General features: G+C 37.7%; 18 protein-coding genes and 3 tRNA genes. 12 read left to right on the top strand and 9 right to left on the bottom strand.

Annotated elements, in window-relative coordinates:
* Positions 1-137 precede the first annotated feature (137 nt).
* Positions 138-1,079 carry a Kdo(2)-lipid IV(A) acyltransferase gene (locus tag BO26_RS03320; protein WP_036768727.1) on the bottom strand — a complete coding sequence of 314 codons (942 nt, stop codon included), beginning with the start codon at positions 1,077-1,079 and terminating at the stop codon, positions 138-140.
* A gap of 327 nt (positions 1,080-1,406) precedes the next feature.
* Here BO26_RS03320 and BO26_RS03315 point away from each other — a divergent pair, with 327 nt between their 5' ends.
* Positions 1,407-1,643 carry a DinI-like family protein gene (locus BO26_RS03315; protein ID WP_036768725.1) on the top strand — a complete coding sequence of 79 codons (237 nt, stop codon included), beginning with the start codon at positions 1,407-1,409 and terminating at the stop codon, positions 1,641-1,643.
* Between the two features lie 205 nt (positions 1,644-1,848).
* A complete protein-coding gene (trhO, locus tag BO26_RS03310) occupies positions 1,849-2,907 on the top strand; it encodes an oxygen-dependent tRNA uridine(34) hydroxylase TrhO (protein WP_036768724.1) in 1,059 nt (352 codons plus the stop codon).
* 62 nt (positions 2,908-2,969) lie between these two features.
* On the opposite strand, the gene BO26_RS03305 is transcribed toward trhO, so the two are convergent.
* The 5 genes from BO26_RS03305 to BO26_RS03285 all read right to left on the bottom strand — a co-directional run bounded on the left by BO26_RS03305 (position 2,970) and on the right by BO26_RS03285 (position 5,894).
* Complete coding sequence (locus BO26_RS03305; RefSeq protein WP_036768722.1) at positions 2,970-3,572, bottom strand: LuxR C-terminal-related transcriptional regulator; 603 nt, start codon at positions 3,570-3,572, stop codon at positions 2,970-2,972.
* Positions 3,573-3,771: 199 nt separating this feature from the next.
* Positions 3,772-4,026, bottom strand: coding sequence for a biofilm formation regulator BssS (gene bssS / locus BO26_RS03300; protein WP_036768721.1), 255 nt, complete (start codon positions 4,024-4,026; stop codon positions 3,772-3,774).
* 201 nt (positions 4,027-4,227) lie between these two features.
* Positions 4,228-5,280 carry a dihydroorotase gene (gene pyrC / locus BO26_RS03295; protein WP_036768719.1) on the bottom strand — a complete coding sequence of 351 codons (1,053 nt, stop codon included), beginning with the start codon at positions 5,278-5,280 and terminating at the stop codon, positions 4,228-4,230.
* 214 nt (positions 5,281-5,494) lie between these two features.
* Positions 5,495-5,570: transfer RNA gene (locus BO26_RS03290), tRNA-Asn, on the bottom strand.
* 248 nt (positions 5,571-5,818) lie between these two features.
* Positions 5,819-5,894 (bottom strand) — tRNA-Asn (locus BO26_RS03285).
* A gap of 797 nt (positions 5,895-6,691) precedes the next feature.
* Here BO26_RS03285 and BO26_RS03280 point away from each other — a divergent pair.
* A complete protein-coding gene (locus BO26_RS03280; protein ID WP_036768718.1) occupies positions 6,692-7,765 on the top strand; it encodes a hypothetical protein in 1,074 nt (357 codons plus the stop codon).
* Between the two features lie 129 nt (positions 7,766-7,894).
* Here the strand turns inward: BO26_RS03280 and BO26_RS03275 are convergent.
* Both BO26_RS03275 and BO26_RS03270 read right to left on the bottom strand, forming a co-directional pair.
* Positions 7,895-7,970: transfer RNA gene (locus BO26_RS03275), tRNA-Asn, on the bottom strand.
* Positions 7,971-8,087: 117 nt separating this feature from the next.
* Positions 8,088-8,606, bottom strand: coding sequence for a YlaC family protein (locus BO26_RS03270; protein ID WP_036768717.1), 519 nt, complete (start codon positions 8,604-8,606; stop codon positions 8,088-8,090).
* A 481-nt stretch (positions 8,607-9,087) separates the two neighbouring features.
* Here BO26_RS03270 and cspE point away from each other — a divergent pair, with 481 nt between their 5' ends.
* A complete protein-coding gene (gene cspE, locus BO26_RS03265) occupies positions 9,088-9,300 on the top strand; it encodes a transcription antiterminator/RNA stability regulator CspE (protein WP_015834829.1) in 213 nt (70 codons plus the stop codon).
* 452 nt (positions 9,301-9,752) lie between these two features.
* Entirely contained in the window at positions 9,753-10,451 is a 699-nt protein-coding gene (locus BO26_RS03260) for an MgtC family protein (RefSeq protein ID WP_036768716.1), read from the top strand.
* Between the two features lie 520 nt (positions 10,452-10,971).
* On the opposite strand, the gene BO26_RS03255 is transcribed toward BO26_RS03260, so the two are convergent.
* Entirely contained in the window at positions 10,972-11,178 is a 207-nt protein-coding gene (locus tag BO26_RS03255; RefSeq protein ID WP_036768715.1) for a hypothetical protein, read from the bottom strand.
* A gap of 2,933 nt (positions 11,179-14,111) precedes the next feature.
* Here BO26_RS03255 and flhD point away from each other — a divergent pair.
* The 7 genes from flhD (at position 14,112) to BO26_RS03210 (ending at position 21,645) form a co-directional block, all read left to right on the top strand.
* Positions 14,112-14,462, top strand: coding sequence for a flagellar transcriptional regulator FlhD (gene flhD, locus BO26_RS03245; protein ID WP_015834825.1), 351 nt, complete (start codon positions 14,112-14,114; stop codon positions 14,460-14,462).
* A gap of 2 nt (positions 14,463-14,464) precedes the next feature.
* Positions 14,465-15,046: a flagellar transcriptional regulator FlhC gene (gene flhC, locus BO26_RS03240; protein ID WP_015834824.1), complete on the top strand. Its 582-nt coding sequence runs from the start codon at positions 14,465-14,467 to the stop codon at positions 15,044-15,046.
* Positions 15,047-15,183: 137 nt separating this feature from the next.
* Positions 15,184-16,071: a flagellar motor stator protein MotA gene (gene motA / locus BO26_RS03235; RefSeq protein WP_036768711.1), complete on the top strand. Its 888-nt coding sequence runs from the start codon at positions 15,184-15,186 to the stop codon at positions 16,069-16,071.
* Entirely contained in the window at positions 16,068-17,051 is a 984-nt protein-coding gene (gene motB / locus BO26_RS03230; RefSeq protein WP_036768710.1) for a flagellar motor protein MotB, read from the top strand. Before motA ends, motB begins: the two co-directional genes overlap by 4 nt.
* Positions 17,052-17,066: 15 nt before the next feature.
* Entirely contained in the window at positions 17,067-19,112 is a 2,046-nt protein-coding gene (gene cheA / locus BO26_RS03225; RefSeq protein ID WP_036768708.1) for a chemotaxis protein CheA, read from the top strand.
* A 53-nt stretch (positions 19,113-19,165) separates the two neighbouring features.
* The gene (gene cheW / locus BO26_RS03220) at positions 19,166-19,663 is read left to right on the top strand and encodes a chemotaxis protein CheW (RefSeq protein WP_015834820.1); all 498 of its coding nucleotides are present in this window, start codon (positions 19,166-19,168) and stop codon (positions 19,661-19,663) included.
* Between the two features lie 287 nt (positions 19,664-19,950).
* Positions 19,951-21,645: a methyl-accepting chemotaxis protein gene (locus BO26_RS03210; protein WP_036768704.1), complete on the top strand. Its 1,695-nt coding sequence runs from the start codon at positions 19,951-19,953 to the stop codon at positions 21,643-21,645.
* The last annotated feature ends 44 nt before the right edge of the window (positions 21,646-21,689 follow it).

Below are 21,689 nucleotides of genomic sequence, written 5' to 3'. Positions count from 1 at the left end.
ATGCAATTTGAAGTGTCTTGAGTGTAAACCAAATTAAAATACATAACATCAATATTGAAACAAAATAAGGATTATTGGATTGTACACAAAAGTTATCGCGGCTGTTTCTTGAGTGAAGAAACAGCCGTTGAGGGTATTTAATGGGTTCTATCAGTTTGACCGTACAGAGAAGGCATACCTTCAGGACGAGTTTTAAAGCGACGATGCAACCACATATATTGCTCAGGAGCTTGTAAAATTTCCCGCTCGACCACTTTGTTCATAAAAGCGGCTGCTTTCACTTCATCATTTGTCGGGAACCCATCTACGGCTGGCTGAATAATGAGCTCATAGCCTTTTCCGTCAGGCAAGCGGCGGGGAGTGAATGGGATCATTGCTGGATCGGCAAGACGCACAAGTATCGAGGTACCTGTAGTTGTTGCCGCATGTTCTACCGCAAATAATGGTGCAAATACACTTTTTCGTGGGCCGTAATCATGATCTGGCGCATACCAGACAATTTCACCATTTTTCAGGCAGCGGATCATGCCCTTAAGATCTTTTCGGTCCAACATATATTTGTTAGAGCGCAATCTTCCCCACGTTTGCAGCCAGTCCATAACTGGGTTGTCATTCGGGCGATAGACACCAATACCCGGATTTAGCATGCCGAGGATTCGGGCGCCCAGTTCCAAGGTCAGGAAGTGGATACCAATAACGATAATTCCTTGTCCAGTAGCCTGAATTTTTTGAATATTTTCCCGTCCGGTAACTTTAAACCAGCGTTCTATTCGCCAGTTTGGCCAAAACCAGGCCATACCCGTTTCAAATATTCCCATGCCGACGGATTCGAAGTTTTTTATTAATAACTCGTTGCGCTTTTCCTCTGGAATGTCAGGAAAACATAACTCAAGGTTTCTTTCGGCGATTTTTGCCCGTTTTTTCAGGAAACGCATGGAAAGTCTGCCCAGACGGGTGCCTATCCAGTAAATAACTGGATATGGGAGCAGAACTAATAAGTAAAGCAGACCGATACCAAACCAGGTAGGCCAGTAACGAGGACGGAATAGTGAACGTTGAAAAGAAGGTGCTTGTATCATGGATTCCCGGATTATTTATTATTCCAACAATATGGATAAAACAATATGCCTATTGTGACACTTTTTGACTGGATATCGAAGTTTTCAGGCATGAAATGTTTATGAGATCGATGTTGGGTAATATTCTGACCTTCTGTCAAACTGCCAGCAACTTTTTTTGGTAGATAATAGTATATTTGTTGATTATTTCATTTTGATATCTGAGAAAAAGAGTGTTAATAACATATTGATATATAACTATTAAAATAGTTTTTCATAAGCTATTTACAATTTGCGTGAATAATATTACTGTTTATTTAAACAGTTGTATTCGTAGAGGGAAAAACTATGCATGTAGAAGTGACTATCAACAAATCTAAGAAGTTACCAAAAGGTGCCGTCCCCGCCCTGGCTGTAGAACTGGATAAACGTCTTAAGTATCGTTGGCCTGATATTAAGACCAATGTGAAGTTAGCAAGTAGTGATGGGTTGTCTATTCGTGGTGGCACTTCCGATGATCGAGAAATCATAGAAGAGATTTTACAAGAAATATGGGAAAGTGCTGATGATTGGTTTCAGCCTTAAGGGTTAAACTGCTACCAGTTTGTTCCATTGCCTGTATGTAAATAACTTGCAATCATTGAAGAGAGGACAGATTCCTCTCTTATTTCTATCGCTATGTTATAAATTGCTACTCGTTGAAAATCATTTTCGTTATCATATACATTTGATGGCAGAGGCCATCATTTATACATCCACTCTTATGACTTATCGTTCAGGAAAGTACACCATGCCAGTGTTACATAACCGCATTTCTAATAAAGAGCTGAAAGCACGTATGCTAGCGGAGGCTCAGCCTCGTACTACCATTTCTTTTTATAAATATTTTAATATATTAGATCCCTTGGTTTTTCGTAATAATCTTTATCAACAATTTACTGAGCTTTCAGTATTTGGTCGGGTTTATATTGCTAAAGAAGGGATTAATGCGCAGATAAGTTTACCAACCCATAATCTGGAAGCGTTGAAAGCTTTATTGTATTCAATTGATCCTGCCTTAGATAATCTGAGATTGAATATTGCCCTTGATGATGATGGAAAATCTTTCTGGGTTTTGCGTATGAAAGTACGTGATCGCGTCGTAGCCGATGGTATTGAAGATGAAACTTTTGATCCATCAAAGATCGGTGAGTATCTTAAAGCAGAGCAGGTCAACCAAATGCTGGATGATCCTGATACGTTATTTGTTGATATGCGTAATCATTATGAATACGAAGTGGGGCATTTTGAGAATGCAATTGAAATTCCGTCCGATACTTTCCGCGAGCAATTGCCAATGGCAGTGGAAATGCTGCAGGATAATAAAGATAAGAATATTGTGATGTATTGTACAGGTGGTATTCGTTGTGAAAAGGCCAGCGCTTATATGTTGCATAATGGTTTTAAAAACGTGTATCACGTAGAAGGCGGTATTATTGAATATTCCCGTAAAGCTAAAGAACAGGGATTGCCGGTACGTTTTATTGGTAAGAACTTTGTATTTGATGAGCGAATGGGGGAACGTATTTCAGATGATGTGATTGCTCATTGCCATCAGTGTGGTACATCTTGCGATAGCCATACTAATTGCAAAAACGATGGTTGCCACCTGTTATTTATTCAGTGTTCGGAATGTGCAGATAAATTTGAAGGTTGTTGTAGCGAAGTATGCAGGGAAGAAGTTAACTTGCCAGAAGCAGAACAGCGAATTCGCCGGGCTGGCCGTGAAAATGGAGCAAAAATATTTAATAAATCTCGGCATCGTTTGCAGGATGGAATGAATATCACTTCATTGCAGTTAACTAAGTAAGAGTATTAATAACTGGCACAGAGATTCACGTGCCAGTTTATTTTTAGGTAATGGATTTTTTATTAATAGAGATATTTAAAAACATTGTAAAGAAAACAGAGTTCAATTCTATTACGTACGTTGATTTTCTCTGCAATATGTCTTTTGTGAGAATATACTGTACTACTACTGATTTTTAACTTTTGGGATATCTGGTAATTTGGATCTTCTTTCATCCAATAATTGATAATTTTATGTTCTTGTGGACTGAAAATAGAACAACATCCATCAATTTTCTCTCGGTGTTTCTGAATTTCTTTTAGTGTTGTTTTACTCAGTTTATTAAGTAAATAAGGAAGATTTTTCTTTGTTAGAAGAAAAACATTACTTTTCAATGTAATATAGTTATCACAGTAAGGATACGGGTTGTCGAGGTATATATAGATACGGGTATTATCTAAAAGAGTAACGAAATTATGTAAATTAGAGCAATAACTGGCATGGTGACAATAGTGAGTTAAGTTAGCTAAAACAATATCAGGAGAAAAACTATTTATAGTATTCATAGCTTCATTAATTGAAGAAAAGCTAACAATTTCAATATGTTCAATATTATCATTCTTCTTTAAAAATTCACTGATACCTGAACGGGTATAATAGCATTCTTCAACTACTAAGATTTTCATTATTGTACATCCCTGTTCCTGTTTGGCGGAGTTCACAATAAACGCCTTATCCGTTAAGAGTCAACTCGGCAATTGCGATAATAAAACCAGCTTAATCCGAAATTATGATTTAATGATATGGTATTTCAGATAAAACCGTTGAGATGAATCAATGCGCTCCAAACTGGACACCCATTTATTTGGGTGTCCAGGTTTGAGATTAGTGCTTAATATGATTTAGATCGCTGTATTCTGAGGATTCGATCTTTTCAATTCCTGCCTGGAGGATGTATATCAATTGCTTTGCAATGTCAGTTGTCAACCATAAAGTTCGGTCTACCATAACATGTTCTGGTGTTTGATCCTGGGAGGACAAGTAGTGAAGGCGTAACATCACTGCATCATACGTATCAACCGTACTGACATCCCAACCTACAACAGGATGCGTTTGAATAACTTCATCTTTACTGCCCATAAAACCTCCTAATCAGATCACTGCATTAATTATTAATATCATTGACTAAGAGCAAACTACCTCATTCTTGAATGAGTCATTATTAGTATATGCTTTTTAATGAAAGTAAGAAGGTTTTTTGTTAGGAATTATTATCCGGTTTGGTTGTGGATTGATAACTATACAAATTAATGAGGATGACAGGCCACCCTCATGTGTATATTAGTCGGCTATTTTGACTTCCCAACCAGCATCTTCTCCAGCCAGAAACGGAATAAGCTTTTCATTGCCACAGTCAATCTGTTCAATGACAGTGGAAGATTTGCGAGTCAGCTCGACAAAACCTTCATTAATGGGTAATCCGTAAAATTTAGGGCCATTAAGAGAACAGAAGGCTTCAAAATGCTGTAATGCGTTTATCTCTTCAAATACTGTTGCGTAAGCAGGTAATGCTGATGGGGAATTAAATACGCCAGCACAACCACAAGATGATTCTTTTCTGTGCTGTGCATGTGGTGCAGAGTCTGTGCCCAAGAAGAAACGATCACAGCCACTGGCGACCGCTGTGCGCAAAGCATTTTGGTGAACATCACGTTTTAGAATTGGCAGGCAATACAAGTTTGGACGGATACCACCAACTAACATATGATTGCGGTTGAACATTAAATGCTGTGGAGTTAACGTTGCGGCTAGATTGTCATCTCCTTCCAGTACATATTGCGCTGCTTCTTTGGTTGTTATGTGTTCAAACACGATTTTCAGCGCGGGAAACTGGTTACGTAATGGTTCCATGACTTGTTCAATAAAGCGGGCTTCACGGTCAAAAATATCAATATGAGAGGCAGTAACTTCGCCGTGGACGAGCAAAGGCATCCCTAGTTTTTCCATAATCTCTAATAATGGATAAATATTATTAATATCAGACACACCGTGGCTTGAATTAGTTGTTGCGTTGGCAGGGTAGAGCTTACAGGCAGTGAAGATTCCTTCTTTATAACCGACCTCTATTTGGGAACTGTTGATAGAATCAGTAAGGTAACAAGTCATAAGAGGCTGAAAATTATGTCCTTTAGGGATAGCAGCTAATATTCTATCTCTATAGGCTTTGGCACTGCCAATCTTTGTTATCGGAGAAAGAAGATTAGGCATGACGATAGCGCGGCCAAAATAGTGACTGGTATAAGGAACGACAGTTTTTAGCATTTCACCGTCACGGAAATGAATATGCCAGTCATCAGGGCGGCGGATTTTTATGGTATATGATTCAGTGGTCATGAAACCGGCTCCAGTTGTTATGAATAGGAAAGACAAGTGCTGAATTCAGCATATTCAAGCCGGGAACGGATAATAAAGTGAAATAGATTAAATATCTATTATTGAATGTAATTTTCAGCGAAAATTTCATCTAAATTAGTTGGATTAGGGTAATCAGAGGTAGACTTTCTTGTAAAGAAGAAAAAATAAAACATGAGGGTAAAGGATATGAAGTTGGCTCCTCCAACTGGACTCGAACCAGTGACATACGGATTAACAGTCCGCCGTTCTACCGACTGAACTATGGAGGAACTCCTTCACAACGGGGCGAATATTAGCGGTATGCTTTTGCTTTGTCAAAGCATAAAACAACAGATATGGTTTGTTTGCTGGCAAACTGAACTTCTTGATCTGTTTTTATGCTGAATAATAGTTAATTGCTGGGATTATATGCGATGAGCGTAGGTTGAATCGGATATGATGTTGAGGATTGATTTGTAAGATTAGTTTTACAAATCAGAAAAGCAAAAAGCCCGCATCAAGCGGGCTCTTCATAATTTGGCTCCTCCAACTGGACTCGAACCAGTGACATACGGATTAACAGTCCGCCGTTCTACCGACTGAACTATGGAGGAATCGTTCCTGAGAACGGAGCGAATAATAGCTGGGTATTTGGGGCTTGTCAAAGGGGAAAAGTGAAAATTGAGTTTAATTGATTAACTGGCGCTCAAGATGGTGTTTTTTTGCCATTTTTAGTCAATTAAATATCCTAAGACAGGAAGTGCGAGTACTAATTGATATTTATATATACTCAAGACACTTCAAAGTGCATGTTTGAAAAACGATTATGCTGTTGAATTTAAATGTTTTTATGTCTAACGGCTCAAGCATCTTGAAGTTCATTCGGTATATGATAATTAGGTAGAGGAAATATTATCTATTATTTTATTTAGAGAATAATTAATTTGTGGCATTAAAAATATGATGGAATATTTCTTTAAATTTTATTTATGGATTTTTGTATTTTTTGATAATTTTCCTATTTTATTTTAACAGAACACTTATTGTCTTTTGATATTTATTAGTCGGTTTACTCGTCTATAATTATTAGTTGAAAGAGTAATTCATTATTCAATTCATCATTCGGCAATTATATTACAAATGAAAGATATAGAAGAGATTTTATTGATAATAATATTTCAATGTTCCCTTAACTTGATAATAAATTTATATGCGCATATAAGATGCAATAAAGTAAGTAATCGTTATTTATGAAAAATATTGTGAAATAAAAATCACAAACATTAAGGTGTTGAGTAAATTAATTTTTAAGGAGGTGTGAATAACTTTACATATAAATGTAGTATATAATGTTTTCCCAGAAAAGAGTGACTGATTTTTTTATAGTTTTTATAAAAGATGAGGAAAAATCATGAATTTTTTAATTAATACTGATGTAACTAACTGGGTTTCACATAAAGACTGGTTTAACGTTCCATTGCGACTATTTATAGTTCTAAAAGATGATGATGGCTCTATGCCATTAGATAATTACAAAAGTAAGATTGTCGTGAATGGCTTGAGTGAAGGCGAATATGAAATTGTAAATAATAATAACTTATTCGATCCAATTAGAAGAACATCTGAAATTTTAGTAAAAATTAAGACAGATCAAAAAGTAAATACCACAATTAAATTTGTTGCTGAAGTGACTGATGCTGGTGGCAATGTGGTGGCGGAAGCTGTTTTAGATCGATTCAAACTGAAGTCAGTGGGATTAGCAGCACCTATATATCCAGCAAATTATGATAATATAATTGATAGCAGTGATATAAAAGCAGGGGTTAAAGTACTTTTTTCTGATTCTAATATTTTGAAAAATCACGAAGTAAAATTTATTCTTGATAACACTGTTGTATCTGTTCCAGGTATACAGGATAGTAATGATATCCGTAGCTTATCGGTAAAAAGTGATCTCCTGACTAGCGGTAAACACGACAGCGTTTATTATACTATTAGTGAAAGCGGTAGCGCTAAATTTTCTACTGCTCAACGTATAGTTGTAGAACTTGATGAAGATCCTGGAACTGTTCAGGTTCGTCGAGATCTGGAAGTACCTTATATTGATGAATACGATGAAACCAGAGGCCGGCCAATTGGTGAGAGTATTATTGAGTATGACATCAATATTATGGTCAAAGACGCTAAACTTAAAGGCAAGGAGTTAAAAAAAGGTACAGTTCATGTAAGGGGTTATTCTGGTAATAATCAGGATGCAGGAGAGCTGGTATTAAAAATAGAATCTTTAGTGGTTGGTGAAGATAATGTTGTCCGGTTGGGAGTAATTAATCCTGAAGCAAACGCCGATGGCCAGCCAGGTGGAATTACTTTCTTTAATTATATAGGTAATGGTCAGGTAATAATTCATTACGAAATAGCATTTATTGGCGAGGTAAATATACTGCATAAATCTAAAGAGAGAGTTTATAAAGTAGTTTTGGATTAATCATCCCAGACCACCAAATGCGTGTTCTGCAAACCGAAACAAAAAAAGCCCAACTTTCATTGGGCTTTTTTTTATACTTGCATATCTGATAGTACCAGAGATTTCTTTTAGCATCTCCAGACTTAAATTTGGCTCCTCCAACTGGACTCGAACCAGTGACATACGGATTAACAGTCCGCCGTTCTACCGACTGAACTATGGAGGAATCATTCCTGAGAACGAGGCGAATATTAGCGATGAACTGAGGCACTGTCAACGCAAAAGTCTTACTATTTTATTGTTTGCTCGTCATATGAGCATGTTGTGTTATAACTGTGCTATTTTATTGAAATTGAGTCTTTTTATTCATCATCGTCAGAGGTGTTGCTTTGTCTGACTGTTCAGAAAATGCCACTATATAAACATCATAAAAATGTATTTCACCTTTCAATTTCATAATATGTTTGATTTCATCTTTCATCGTTAGCGGAACATGAGGGTGAAAAAGGATCTCTTCGAGAGCATAGTTTGATATTTTTTCGCTGACGAACCATTCACCGTTGTAACATACCCGCAGATCAAGCACACCAATATCATCAAACCGATATACGGGTCTGATTTCAAATAGCAGAACAGTAGCCATAACAATGAAGAGTACAGTAAAACCTAGCAGTGAAAATAAACCAAAGTATGGGGCGTACCAGATAAGTGTGGCGAGGAACAGATAAGAGATGAGCATAGCCAGGCAAAGGTAAGGATGGTTGCTGAGAAACTGGCTATTAAAGCGAGGCTTGCCATCACGCTGTTCTTCAATGTTGATTCGTTCAAGGTCCCGAATCAGTATCTGTTTAATGATATTCATATATTAACCTGATTAGGTGAAGAAAAAGTAGATTGTTTTCATAGTCATCGGTTCTTAAGGTTAGCATGAGGGAAGCGATCTTATGTAGATCAGTTGTTTTATTTTAATCTGTGATCTGTTATTGACTGAGATTAATCCGAACGCTTTCATTAAGATAATGGTTGAAGAAATCAAAAAAATTTATAACTGATTCATTTTACTTGTTGTATTATTGTGCTAACAGTGAGCGTAAACGTGTTTTTTAAAACACGAATGCATAAAAAGGTTGCTATTCCTTTTCTATCATGCGTTAATGCTGCCGGCCTGATAAACAGACCTACTTTATGTACGACATCTTGAGTTAATGAGTTATGTGTAAGTGTTATCCTCAGATAGCCTTTGTTGACGCGTTTCCTTCTTAGTGCCTCCATAAGTAATAGCTGATAACTGGCCAATACATGCCCATGGTGGCAAAATTTTTTTGATATATAGGAAAGTCACAATGTCTGACAAAATGAAAGGTCAAGTGAAGTGGTTCAACGAGTCTAAAGGCTTTGGTTTCATCACCCCAGCTGACGGTAGCAAAGACGTATTCGTTCACTTCTCTGCCATTCAGGGTAACGGTTTCAAAACTTTGGCAGAAGGCCAAAACGTAGAGTTCACCATTGAGAGTGGTGCTAAAGGCCCAGCAGCAGCAAACGTAACTGCCATCTGATTGCCTGAATGATTTTCAAGTCCGTCGCTATTTTGGTAGTGGCGGACTTTTTCTTTACTATGGCAATATCCTTCTTTACTTATTAATTACTCCTGATTATACTTCGTGCAAATTTTATTGGAGAAACTCTCATTGGACAGTCAAAGTTTTCGGTTAAATAAAAAATAAGTCGGCAAGCTGCTCATTCCCTCCCGATTTGCTGCTTGCTAAACAAGGCGAGCGGTACCACTCAAAATATCTGAGCTGTACTACTTAAAAAACACTATTATCCGGTACTCAGTAGAGTAGCCAGGAATGATGTATTGGGTTTTTTATTATGTTGTTATACATTTACATCTTATTACCTCCAGGTATATGCAGAAAATAATGCTGAATTAAACATTCGGTACAAATTTCTGTGTGCAAAGTAAATGCACATGATTATTAATCCATTTAGTTATATGGAGAATGTCATGTTAATAACTCCTTTTGTCTTTCATTTATTATCAGCCATGTGTTTTGGTGCATTAATTGGCGCTGAGCGTCAATGGCGTCAGCGTATGGCAGGTTTAAGAACGAATGCATTAGTTGCGACTGGTGCTGCAGTTTTTATCCTTGGTTCAATAACAACTTCACCAGATAGTGCAGGTCGTATTGCTGCTCAGGTTGTTTCAGGGATTGGTTTCTTGGGCGCGGGTGTCATTATGCGAGAAGGCATGAATATCCGTGGGTTAAATACAGCAGCAACTTTGTGGTGTTCTGCTGGAATTGGTGTGTTATGTGGCCTTGGGCAATATTGGTTGGCCGCGATAGCAACGGTTATTATTCTTTGCGCGAATATATTGTTACGTGAAGCGGCTCAGCGTATTAATTTACATCCCAGGCAGCAGACCGCCGATTTGCCACAGTGTTATAGAATTCACGTAGTATGTGACAGTAATGATGGAATTCTGGTTAGAACTTTAGTACTACAAGCTCTAAATGGAGTGGCCGTGAGACTACAATCGCTCAGCTTCACTGATATGATTCAACCAGGAAAACTTGAGGTGTGTATTGAAGTATTAGCAACGTCGACTGAGCAAAAAGAGATAGAAGCGATTGTTAGTCGCATGAGTCTGGAGAAGAGTGTTAGCTCAATAAACTGGAAAATCTCACCGGAACTACAGGTCTGAAAGTCTATTTATATAGAACAACAATTATGTTTATTGGGATAGATTCTTAGTTTGAAAAAACGTCACTGTTGATGAATTGTCCTTCGTTATATGAAATAGATAAAGTGTTGCCTATGCGGTTTTTCTCAGTTAGGCAACGAAACAATTTGGAATTGTTTTCTTAGTATAATGAGGTTGATGCTTCATCAATGGCGTTTTTTTAATATACCCCTCATCTTTCAAGTTGCTGCTTTGTTGGCTGTTTCACTTACCCCTGTTACATAGCTATCTATGCTCTTGGGGATGCGTTCACTTGCCGCTGCGCTGTAAATTGAAATCTATTGGGTATGCTTGATAAGAATACCTTATGAACAAAGCGGTGGAATTTATAATCAAGACAACAGTGATTAAATGTCGTTTGGCAAATTCCACCCTAAATACGTATTAAATATCTTGTGCCAGGCAATATAGTGTTCTTGCTACCATCTGAGGAAAATATGAACTCACTTGATTATAAAATTGTTTTATATCTGAAATAATTTCATTTGGTATTATTAATTTGTGTCTGTATAAGGGAGGTGGGGGTAAATGCAGTATTTTTTGCTTTGATAGTTGTCGTCGGATTGGCTGCTGAAACGTTGTGGATGGTTGTCCTTTTCAAATCAGACTGAATCATGGTGAGTTTGATATGGAGATTATGCGTGGATACAGAAAAATTGATGAGTTGATATTTTATTTTGTTCGGCATTGGTTACTTATTCCTGTTCAGGATCTTTAGAGGAAATGATCTAAGTTTGTTCTTATATAAGAGTAAAATAGATAATAATTCTGCTTGATGAAGAATGCCGTGAAAAAATAATGGCACTGGCTAATGATTGCTATCAGGCAAGATTTCAGGGTATTAATTTTTAGCAGTTCGATATTTATCCTATGATAAAGTGAGAACGCTTGTTGCTTTTTGGTGAGAAGAATCAGTGATATTACAAGGGCCACTAACTTTTCTTGATCTGATAGAAAAGAGAGCAGTTTGTGCTATTTCTGCATTAGAGAGAGTGGAGTGATAGCGAAAGTTCTTACCGAAGATAATTCGGTCATTACTGTCATAATTTGTCATGATCTAGGGCTAGATTCCGCAGCTATTTTGACAACTCAACAGACTGAGCTGATGTGTACTAAAATCCTGAAAAATGAAATGGGAATACGATCAATATTTAACAAACTGTGGATTGCAAGAATCCTGCATTATAAAAGAACGGGCATACCGTTAGTTTTTTTGATGATGGCCTTAATGATACTGTGGTATTGAAATACACTGATGTTGGAATTTTTGTTAGCACAAGTACAGGTATATCAAAAAAAGTAATGGGTATTGCTTGATTTTATAAAAATCTGAGAGCGTCAGACACTCAGGATTGTTAAGGGAAGATTGACGAATAGAAATATCATCAACTACTTGAATATAACGGTAAGTTCAGGTTTTGGTAATGTTTTCTCAATGTTGTTTACCGATATCTTTATTCTATTCTGAACGGTAGAGAATATTCATTTACTAGTACAACATCTGATATGTGGTATTTTGTTGTTTTTTTCATTGAGATAAAATGGATAGCCTGTTCCTGATAAAATTCTGTGAATGAGGTTTTAAAAATACTGAGTGTATTATATTTTGGGTAAATCAAGTTTTTTTTATTTTTAGTGTGTCGATATATATATTTGTTTATTTTTATTTTTTTAGAATAAAATATCAATGATCATGTTGTATTTATACAAAGTTAGTGTATTAAATGGCATCTTTTTGCAGATGCTTATTGTGTATGAGGGGGAATGTCTTTCATCCAAATAGTAACCGCATTTCCTGTGTTATTGATTACATAATTGATAATGATTCTCGATATCTATATTGCTTTCTCCTGGTTTGAAGAACCGGTGGATATGGAGTTTTCACCACCGAAATATTTTCTGTGATGAGCTGGAAACTGTAATCAGTTGCTACATTCTTTGCCATGCTTGATGAACAGTTATGATTGTTTGGAAAATTATCATTACTATTTATATGGGAAAATAAATTTCTCTGCAAAGTCATATTTACCTCATCTTTTTTATAAAAATATTATGGTGTTTTTATTATTGATAATCTTATTTTGGTAAGAAATATTATTGATTTTTATCTTATAACTCCATTGCTACCGGTTATTTCTATAATGAGCATGAATTAATTATTTTATCTATGATAATAATTTTAAAAGATAGTACCTATGATATACGTTAGTAAAAACCCTATTTTTACTATTTACACGAATAAATATCATTTTTGGGATGAGAATCGTAAATGTTATATGAAATGATGAAAAGTAGAAAAAATACCTTTTAGTATTTCATTTAATTTGTATCATAAGGATATTAACTCTGAAATTATTTGGTTATTTATATGGAAAATAATGTGTGAATTATATTTTTTTTGAATCATATAAGGGGATGTAATGCCATTTATAATTATTATTTAATAGGGTTATATATCTATGTGGTTTTAAAGTCTTTATTTATATTATTTTATGCTTTAGTAAAATTTTAAAACAAGTTATAGGTTGATAAATAATCTGAAATTTATTTAAAATACCTAATGTTTTTAAAATATATATATTCGTTATGTGTAAATTTGACTAATGAATCGTTATGGAAAATAAAAGTTAAAGGTGAAAAGTATAAAGTAATTAATGAAGGTATTTTACGTGTTATTACATTATGAAATATGATATTTTGATAAGTTTTTTTAATGTTTTCTCTGGTGATTAAGTCGTCATGAATCAAAATAGACTGATTTTTAGGATTATCTCTATGCTAGATATTGGTTGCTATGTAAGCAATAAAATATTGTTGTAGTTGTTTTTTTATGCATTATCTTACTGTATTTTATGCTATTTTTGTATGGTTAGTGTTATCGATACATGATGGTACGCATTTTTAGATAGACCTTTAGGTTGAAAAAAGTACAAATCTAAACTAAAAGTGATCATACCAGTATCTTTTTTGTAACTAAATTTTACATAAATTTAATCAGTTTCATTGTGTCAGTGGAGATATCAGATCTCAGAATAAGATTATTGTTTACACTTACTACTCAAAGATAAAACTGCATTTTCAATCGATTGTTTGACTAATGGTAGGATTTTTTATCGTTTTTTTAGATTTATAAGTTTAATAGATCGTATAAAACCAAAAAATATATCTAATATTTTTATTTAGATAATTTAACTTATTAAAATTGAGATTTCGGATTTTATTTAATTGTTTGAATGGTTAGTGAGCAATCCATCGATTAAATGCATATTAAAAGCCTTTGTTTTTGTGAGTCATGTCACATAGTATTTAAAATGGCGCTTTCTTTCCGTTGTATAAGTTGATGATTCAGGAGTAAAGTTGTCTTGCATTAAGAATATTCTTAATCGACAGTAAAAAATGTTATATCAGGTAACGCAATAATACTTTTGCAACTCACTACCGTAATATTTTTGAAGTTGGACGAATCAAAAGTAATACAAAGGATGGTTACTACTCTGACTAAGCCTGTATATTTTAGTTATGTAAGAGATTATTAATCCCTAAGCTATTTTAGGAATTTTGTCACGAGTGGTTTTTCGAACACTTAACTGATTTTTTAATGTAATCGGACGGGATAGAGAAATGAGTACGGTTGAATTGCTCAAACATATTTATGACATAAATTTATCGTATCTGCTTTTAGCTCAGCGATTAATTAACCATGAAAAAGCATCCGCGATGTTCCGTTTAGGTATTAGTGATTCTATGGCTGATACGTTGTCTGAATTGACATTACCTCAGTTGGTAAAGCTCGCCGAGACTAATCAATTAGTCTGCAATTTCCGGTTCGAAGACAGTGAAACTATTCAGCAGCTTACCAGGGAATCTCGGGTAGATGATTTACAACAAATACACACAGGCATTTTGTTATCTAGTCATTTATTTCAGCAGTTATCTTCGAAAGACGATACTTCAGTGAAGAAAAGAGCATAGAAATGACCGGGAAAAGTATAGTTCAAGAAGCTAAAGATATACAGCTTGCGATGGAACTCATCACTTTGGGCGCACGGTTACAGATGCTTGAAAGTGAAACACAGCTGAGCAGAGGGCGATTAATTAAGCTTTATAAAGAATTGAGGGGAAGTCCTCCGCCCAAAGGAATGCTACCTTTTTCAACAGATTGGTTTATGACTTGGGAACAGAATATTCACTCATCAATGTTCTACAATGCCTATCGTTTTCTACTCAAGAGTGGTTATTGTGATGGTGTAGAGGCAGTTGTTAAAGCTTATCGGCTCTATCTTGAACAATGTCCTCCTGTTGAAGGGGACGCACCTGTTTTGGCACTGACTCGTGCCTGGACTTTGGTACGTTTTGTAGACAGTGGTATGTTGCAACCTTCGCAATGTCGTACTTGTGGGGGAACTTTTATTACTCATGCTCATCAACCTGTAAATAGCTTTGTTTGTAGCCTTTGCCAACCTCCATCACGTGCAGTAAAAAAACGTAAACTTTCCTCTCAATCTGCCGATACTAATTCACAACTGCTGGATGGACTTGCTCAGCGCGCAATGTGAATTTAAATGGGAATTTGTTCCTACAGGTTACGGATTTATATTTTTCTTCCTGTAACCTGTATTGAAACCGGCGCCATTCTGAATTCTCAAACTGTTCAACTTCCCATCCGCTCACCAACTTAGCTAAAGGATATCGCGTGTTAGTACTTTTAGGATATATCGTAGTTTTTGGTGCGGTAATCGGTGGTTACCTGATTGTAGGTGGTCATTTGGGCGCACTTTATCAACCCGCTGAATTTTTAATTATCGCTGGTGCTGGTATCGGTGCTTTCATTGTTGGTAACAACGGAAAAGCGATTAAGGCAACATTGCGTGTTTTACCCAAAGTCATGCGGAGATCCAAATATAACAAAGTAATGTATATGGATCTGATGGCTTTGCTTTTCCGATTGTTAGCAAAATCCCGCCAACATGGTGTCTTGGCGTTAGAACGAGATATCGAACATCCTCAGCAGAGTGATATTTTTACCCAATATCCGCGTTTGCTTAAGGATAAGCATTTGATGGACTTTATCACCGATTACATGCGGTTAATTGTGAGTGGTAATATGAATCCTCATGAAATTGAAGCTTTGATGGATGAAGAAATTGAAACTTATGAGCAGGAAAGTGAGATCCCGGCAACCAGTCTTATGATGGTTGGTGATTCACTTCCTGCTTTTGGCATTGTTGCTGCTGTGATGGGGGTTGTTAATGCTTTGGGTTCGGCGGATCGTCCGGCAGGAGAACTAGGTGTATTGATTGCTCATGCAATGGTTGGAACATTTCTTGGTATTTTGTTGGCATATGGCTTTATTTCTCCACTTGCAACATTGTTACGCCAGCGCAGCGGTGAGCACATCAAAATGATGCAGTGTATTAAAATAACATTGTTGTCAAGTTTGAATGGTTATGCGCCTCAGATTGCTGTTGAATTCGGTCGTAAGACCTTATATCTCACAGATCGTCCTTCTTTCACTGAATTGGAGGAACATGTTCGTAGGGTAAAAGCACCCGTTCAGCAAGAAGCTGAAGAGCAAATATGAAGGCACGAAACGTCTCTGTCATTAGAGTAAAAAGACGTAAAAGGCATGACAGCAAGCATCATGGTGGTTCATGGAAAATTGCCTATGCTGACTTTATGACTGCGATGATGGCATTTTTTCTGGTTATGTGGTTGCTGGCAATTTCCAGCCCGCAGGAATTGACTCGTATTGCAGAATATTTTCGTACCCCATTGCAAGTTGCAATAAATAAAGGGGAACATAGTAGCGATAGCTCTAATCCTATCCCAGGGGGAGGGCAGGATGTGCTTTATCAGGAAGGCGACACCCTTCGTCAGATTGAAGTTGTTGAAGCTAACGATGATGCTCGCAGATTAAATAGGCTGCGTGAGCAACTCGATCAATTAATTATTACTGATCCCCGTCTTAAAGCATTACGTCCACACTTGTTAATTGACATGATGGATGAGGGATTACGTATCCAGATTATAGACCGGGAAAATCGGCCAATGTTTATGATTGGTAGTGCAAAAGTTGAAAGTTATATGAGCGATATTTTGCGAGCGATTGCACCCATCTTGAACGATATTCCAAATAAAATCAGTTTGTCCGGTCATACAGATGACTTGAAATATGCTAATGGCGAGCGTGGCTACAGTAACTGGGAACTATCCGCGGATCGTGCAAATGCATCAAGGAGAGAGTTGTTGATAGGTGGATTGGATGAAGAAAAGATACTTCGAGTTGTCGGTATGGCTTCAACTGTACGTCTGAAACAGGAAGATGCTAGTTCACCAGTTAACCGTCGCATAAGTATTCTAGTGCTCAATAAGCAAGCGGAAAAGCAGATTGAACAGGAAAACACCGGCAGTAATTCCTTGATTATTAATGATAGCAAGGAGATTCACGAGGTGATTAGAAAGGATTCGACTGAGAGTGGGTCATCACAAAAATCCAACAAAATCACAATATCGGCTCAACCAGTACCGTCGAGTGCTGAGCCTCATCGTGATACCGACTAAGGTGACAAAGTAACAATGGATATTACCGCGTTTTATCAGACCTTTTTTGATGAAGCAGATGAATTGCTTGAGGATATGGAGCAGCATTTATTGCAGCTCGATCCAAATGCGCCAGATAAAGAACAGTTGAATGCTATTTTTCGTAGTGCGCACTCAATAAAAGGCGGGGCTGCGACTTTTGGTTTTATTAAACTACAGCAAACTACGCATGTTCTGGAAAATTTGTTAGACAGTGCCAGACGAGATGAAATGAGTCTGACAACTGACATTATCAACTTGTTTTTGGAAGCGAAAGATATCATGCAGCAACAGTTGGATGCCTATAAAAGTTCTCAGGAACCGGATGAAAGTACTTTTACCTACATCTGTGAGACATTGCGCCAGCTTGCATTGGAAGTACAGAAAGAAAATGAAGGTGAGGTTGAATCCGCTGTACCTTTGACAACATCACTGCGACCTGAACCCGAATCAGAATTAAAACCGGAGCCTGCCGCGACTAAAAGCCAACAAGGTAGAGTCCGAGTTCATCTTTCTGGTCTAAAAGAGCGTGAAGTTTCTTTAATGCTCGATGAACTGGGTAATCTGGGGGAGGTTTATGATGCGGAACAGACTCGAGATAGTGTTGAGGTGTCATTGGTAACATCAGCTACAGAGGATGACATTACGGCAGTGCTCTGTTTTGTTATTGAACCGGAGCAGATAACTTTCTTGCCAGTAGCTGAACCCAAAAAAGATGAAGTTAAAGATACAGACATAGCTAAAGTCAAATCCACTGAGCCGGAAAAAAACTCTACACCTCCTGTCGGGCGTCCGGCGCCTATGCCACCAGCTGGCTCACCACGTCAACGAGCAGAATCTTCCAGTATCCGTGTTGCGGTTGAGAAGGTTGATCAGCTTATAAACCTGGTTGGTGAATTAGTTATTACACAATCTATGTTGGCTCAGCATTGCAATGATCTTGAACCGACTTCACATGGTGATTTGTTGAGTTGTATGGTTCAACTACAGCGAAATTCCAGAGACTTGCAAGAGTCTGTGATGTCGATTCGCATGATGCCAATGGAATATGTATTTAGCCGCTACCCACGTTTAGTCAGGGATCTTGCGGGCAAACTGAATAAAAAAGTGGAGCTGACTTTGGTTGGCAGTTCTACTGAACTGGATAAGAGTTTAATTGAGCGCATTATTGATCCGTTGACCCATCTGGTTCGTAATAGCCTTGATCATGGTATTGAAGAACCTGAAATTCGACTCGCTTCAGGCAAACCTGAGACGGGCAACCTGACCCTTTCTGCTGAGCATCAGGGGGGAAATATCTGTATCGAAGTTGTGGATGATGGTGCTGGCTTAAATCGAGAGAAGATTCTAGCTAAGGCGATGTCACAAGGGTTGTCAGTGAGCGAAAACATGAGTAACGAAGAAGTTGCTATGCTGATTTTCGCTCCCGGTTTTTCCACGGCTGAAGTTGTGACAGATGTATCTGGTCGCGGTGTGGGCATGGATGTGGTTAAACGAAATATTCAGGAAATGGGAGGACAAATCCAAATTAGTTTCCAGGCCGGTAAAGGCACGGTTACACGGATTCTGTTACCTCTGACATTGGCAATCCTTGATGGCATGTCAGTGAAAGTCAACGAGGAAGTATTTATTTTGCCATTAAGTGCGGTAGTGAGTTCTCTTCAGCCACAGGAAGAAGATATTTATCCATTGGCTGGTGATGAAAAATTATTGCATGTGAGAGGCGAATATTTGCCACTGATTAAGTTATACCGAGTTTTTGATATTTCTGATGCGCAAACAGATCCGACTAAAGGAATTGTTGTGATAGTACAAAGTGCTGGTCGGCGTTATGCCTTACTGGTTGATCAGTTAGTTGGACAGCATCAGGTAGTTGTGAAAAATATCGAAAGTAACTACCGCAAAATACCGGGGATCTCCGCGGCTACAATTATGGGAGATGGCAGTGTGGCACTGATTATCGATGTTTCTGCATTGCAGCAACTCAACCATGACCAATTGGCAGTCAGTAAAGCTGAATTATCAGAAAAAAATAAGCACTGAGTGGAGCTTGCCTCCATAGAAAAATAGTCAATCTCACAGTAAAAGGTAAGATCATGTCGGCCATAGAAGCTTTTAATAAATTGTCAGGAGAAACTGCCGGAGAAGGATATCTGGTTTTTACCTTGGGTGATGAAGAGTATGGTATTGAAATACTCAAAGTGCAGGAAATCCGTGGCTATGATCAGGTCACTCGTATTGCGAATACTCCTGCGTTCATTAAAGGAATAACTAATCTACGCGGTGTTATTGTTCCTATTATTGATCTGAGAATTAAATTTGCTCAGGAAACGGTTACCTATAATGATAATACCGTTGTAATTGTTTTGAATCTATTAAACCGCGTGGTTGGTATTGTTGTTGATGGTGTTTCAGATGTTTTATCGCTCAAAGCTGAACAAATATGCCCGGCCCCAGAATTTGCAGTGACATTGTCTACTGAGTATCTGACTGGTTTGGGTTCACTTGATGATCGTATGCTGATTTTGGTGGATATTGAGAAATTGCTTAACAGTGAAGAAATGGCTCTGGTAGATTCTGTGGCTAAAAACTAATCATTATACCTAATAGATTTCAAGATGCTTCGCGACGGCAAGGGAGCGAATCCCTGGGAGCATAGATAATTATGTGACTAGGGTGAGTGCAGCCAACAAAGAGGCAACTTGAAAGATGACGGGTATAAATATGACTGCCATCATTGACAGATGGCAGCTACTTTTTGTCTATATTCCTGTAAATTCCAAATCAGAAAAATATTCAAATTTCTTTTATTCAACCAGTAAAGTTTCTTTTGGTGATGCCGATAACAGAGCCATGCTGATCTATTGTAAAAAGGGAAAACATGTTTAACCGAATGAAGATAGTGACCGGACTGATGGCGGTCATCATATTATTTGGTGCTCTGCAATTTGTATCCGGGGGACTTTTCTTCCATGAGTTGAAAAGTAACAAAGAAAATCTAGAAATACTGGATAAGATGCGGGAACAGCAGACATTTTTGAATGATACCTGGGTTAATTTGTTACAGGCCCGTAACAGTTTGAATCGTGCTGGCATTCGCTACATGATGAAAAAAGATGAGGGTGTCGATAATTACTACACGTTGGAACAGTTACTGACTGATGCCAGAAGTAACCTCTCTATTGCAGAGCAGCGCTTTGAACAATATGAACAGACCGCTAAATTATCTGTTCATGAAACAGAAAGCCTAAATCGTCTTAAAAAAGCCTATGATATTTATATTTCAGCCCTTCATGAGCTTATTGTTCTGCTTGAACATGATCGAGCAGTAGAATTTTTCAACCAGCCAACGAGCAAATATCAGAGTGCTTTTGAGGAAGAATATAACTTCTATTTGACTCAAAATGATCATCTCTATTCTGATGTGGTATTTGATGCAGGTATATCCTACAGAAATGCGATGATTATGTTGGGTATTGTCATGCTGATTCTGGTTTCAGCCATGATTTTTAGTTGGGTTGGTATCAAACATAGTTTGCTGAATCCGTTAAATAAATTATTAGAGGACATTAAGGCGCTTTCTACCGGTGATTTGACACAGGATATTACGGTTTCAGGCAGAAATGAGATGAGTATGTTAGCTGTTGGCCTGAAGCATATGCAGAAAGAGTTCATCAACACAGTGAGTAGTGTTCGTCAGAGCAGTGAAAGTATTTATGACGGAACCAGTGAAATTGCTGCCGGAAATAATGATCTTTCTTCACGCACGGAAGAGCAGGTTGCTTCTCTGGAAGAAACGGCAGCAAGCATGGAACAACTGACAGCAACGGTAAAACAGAATGCTGAAAATGCTCGTCAGGCAAGTAACCTGGCTGATAGTGCTTCTGAGATTGCCCGTCAGGGTGGGAAAGTCGTAGCAAATGTTGTGCAGACAATGCATGAAATTGCTGGGAGTTCACAGAAAATTTCTGATATTACCAGTGTTATTGATGCCATTGCGTTCCAGACTAACATTCTGGCACTTAATGCCGCGGTAGAGGCAGCGCGTGCGGGTGAACATGGACGAGGTTTTGCGGTTGTTGCCGGGGAAGTTCGTAACCTTGCACAGCGTAGCGCTGAAGCGGCAAAAGAAATTAAAGCATTAATAGAAGATTCAGTTAGTCGTGCAGATACGGGTTCTGTTCTGGTTGAAAGTGCTGGTGAAACAATGAACGACATTGTCAGTTCAGTAACCCGTGTCACTGACATTATGGGTGAAATTGCCTCTGCTTCAGATGAACAAAGCAGAGGGATAACTCAGGTTGGTCTGGCTATTTCTGAAATGGATCGTGTAACACAGCAAAATGCGTCTTTGGTTGAGCAGTCAGCGGCGGCGGCGGCGGCACTGGAAGATCAAGCTGCTGGATTGAAGAAGCTGGTTTCTCTATTCCAATTACCGAATCTTGACGATAAATCTCAGTCTGAAACAAAAACTGAGCATTTACCTGTGGTCAAAACTCTTCCTGTTAAATCGAATTCACCTGTGTTGAAGAAAGTCAATAATGTGGAAGAACAGTCTAATTGGGAAACATTTTAAAACACTAAGCGATAACTACGGCTGCATATGCAGCCGTTAACAGA

The organism is Photorhabdus australis DSM 17609 (assembly GCF_000711895.1).
Taxonomy (GTDB): Bacteria; Pseudomonadota; Gammaproteobacteria; order Enterobacterales; family Enterobacteriaceae; genus Photorhabdus; species Photorhabdus australis.
This window is presented reverse-complemented; position numbering and strand designations above follow the sequence as displayed.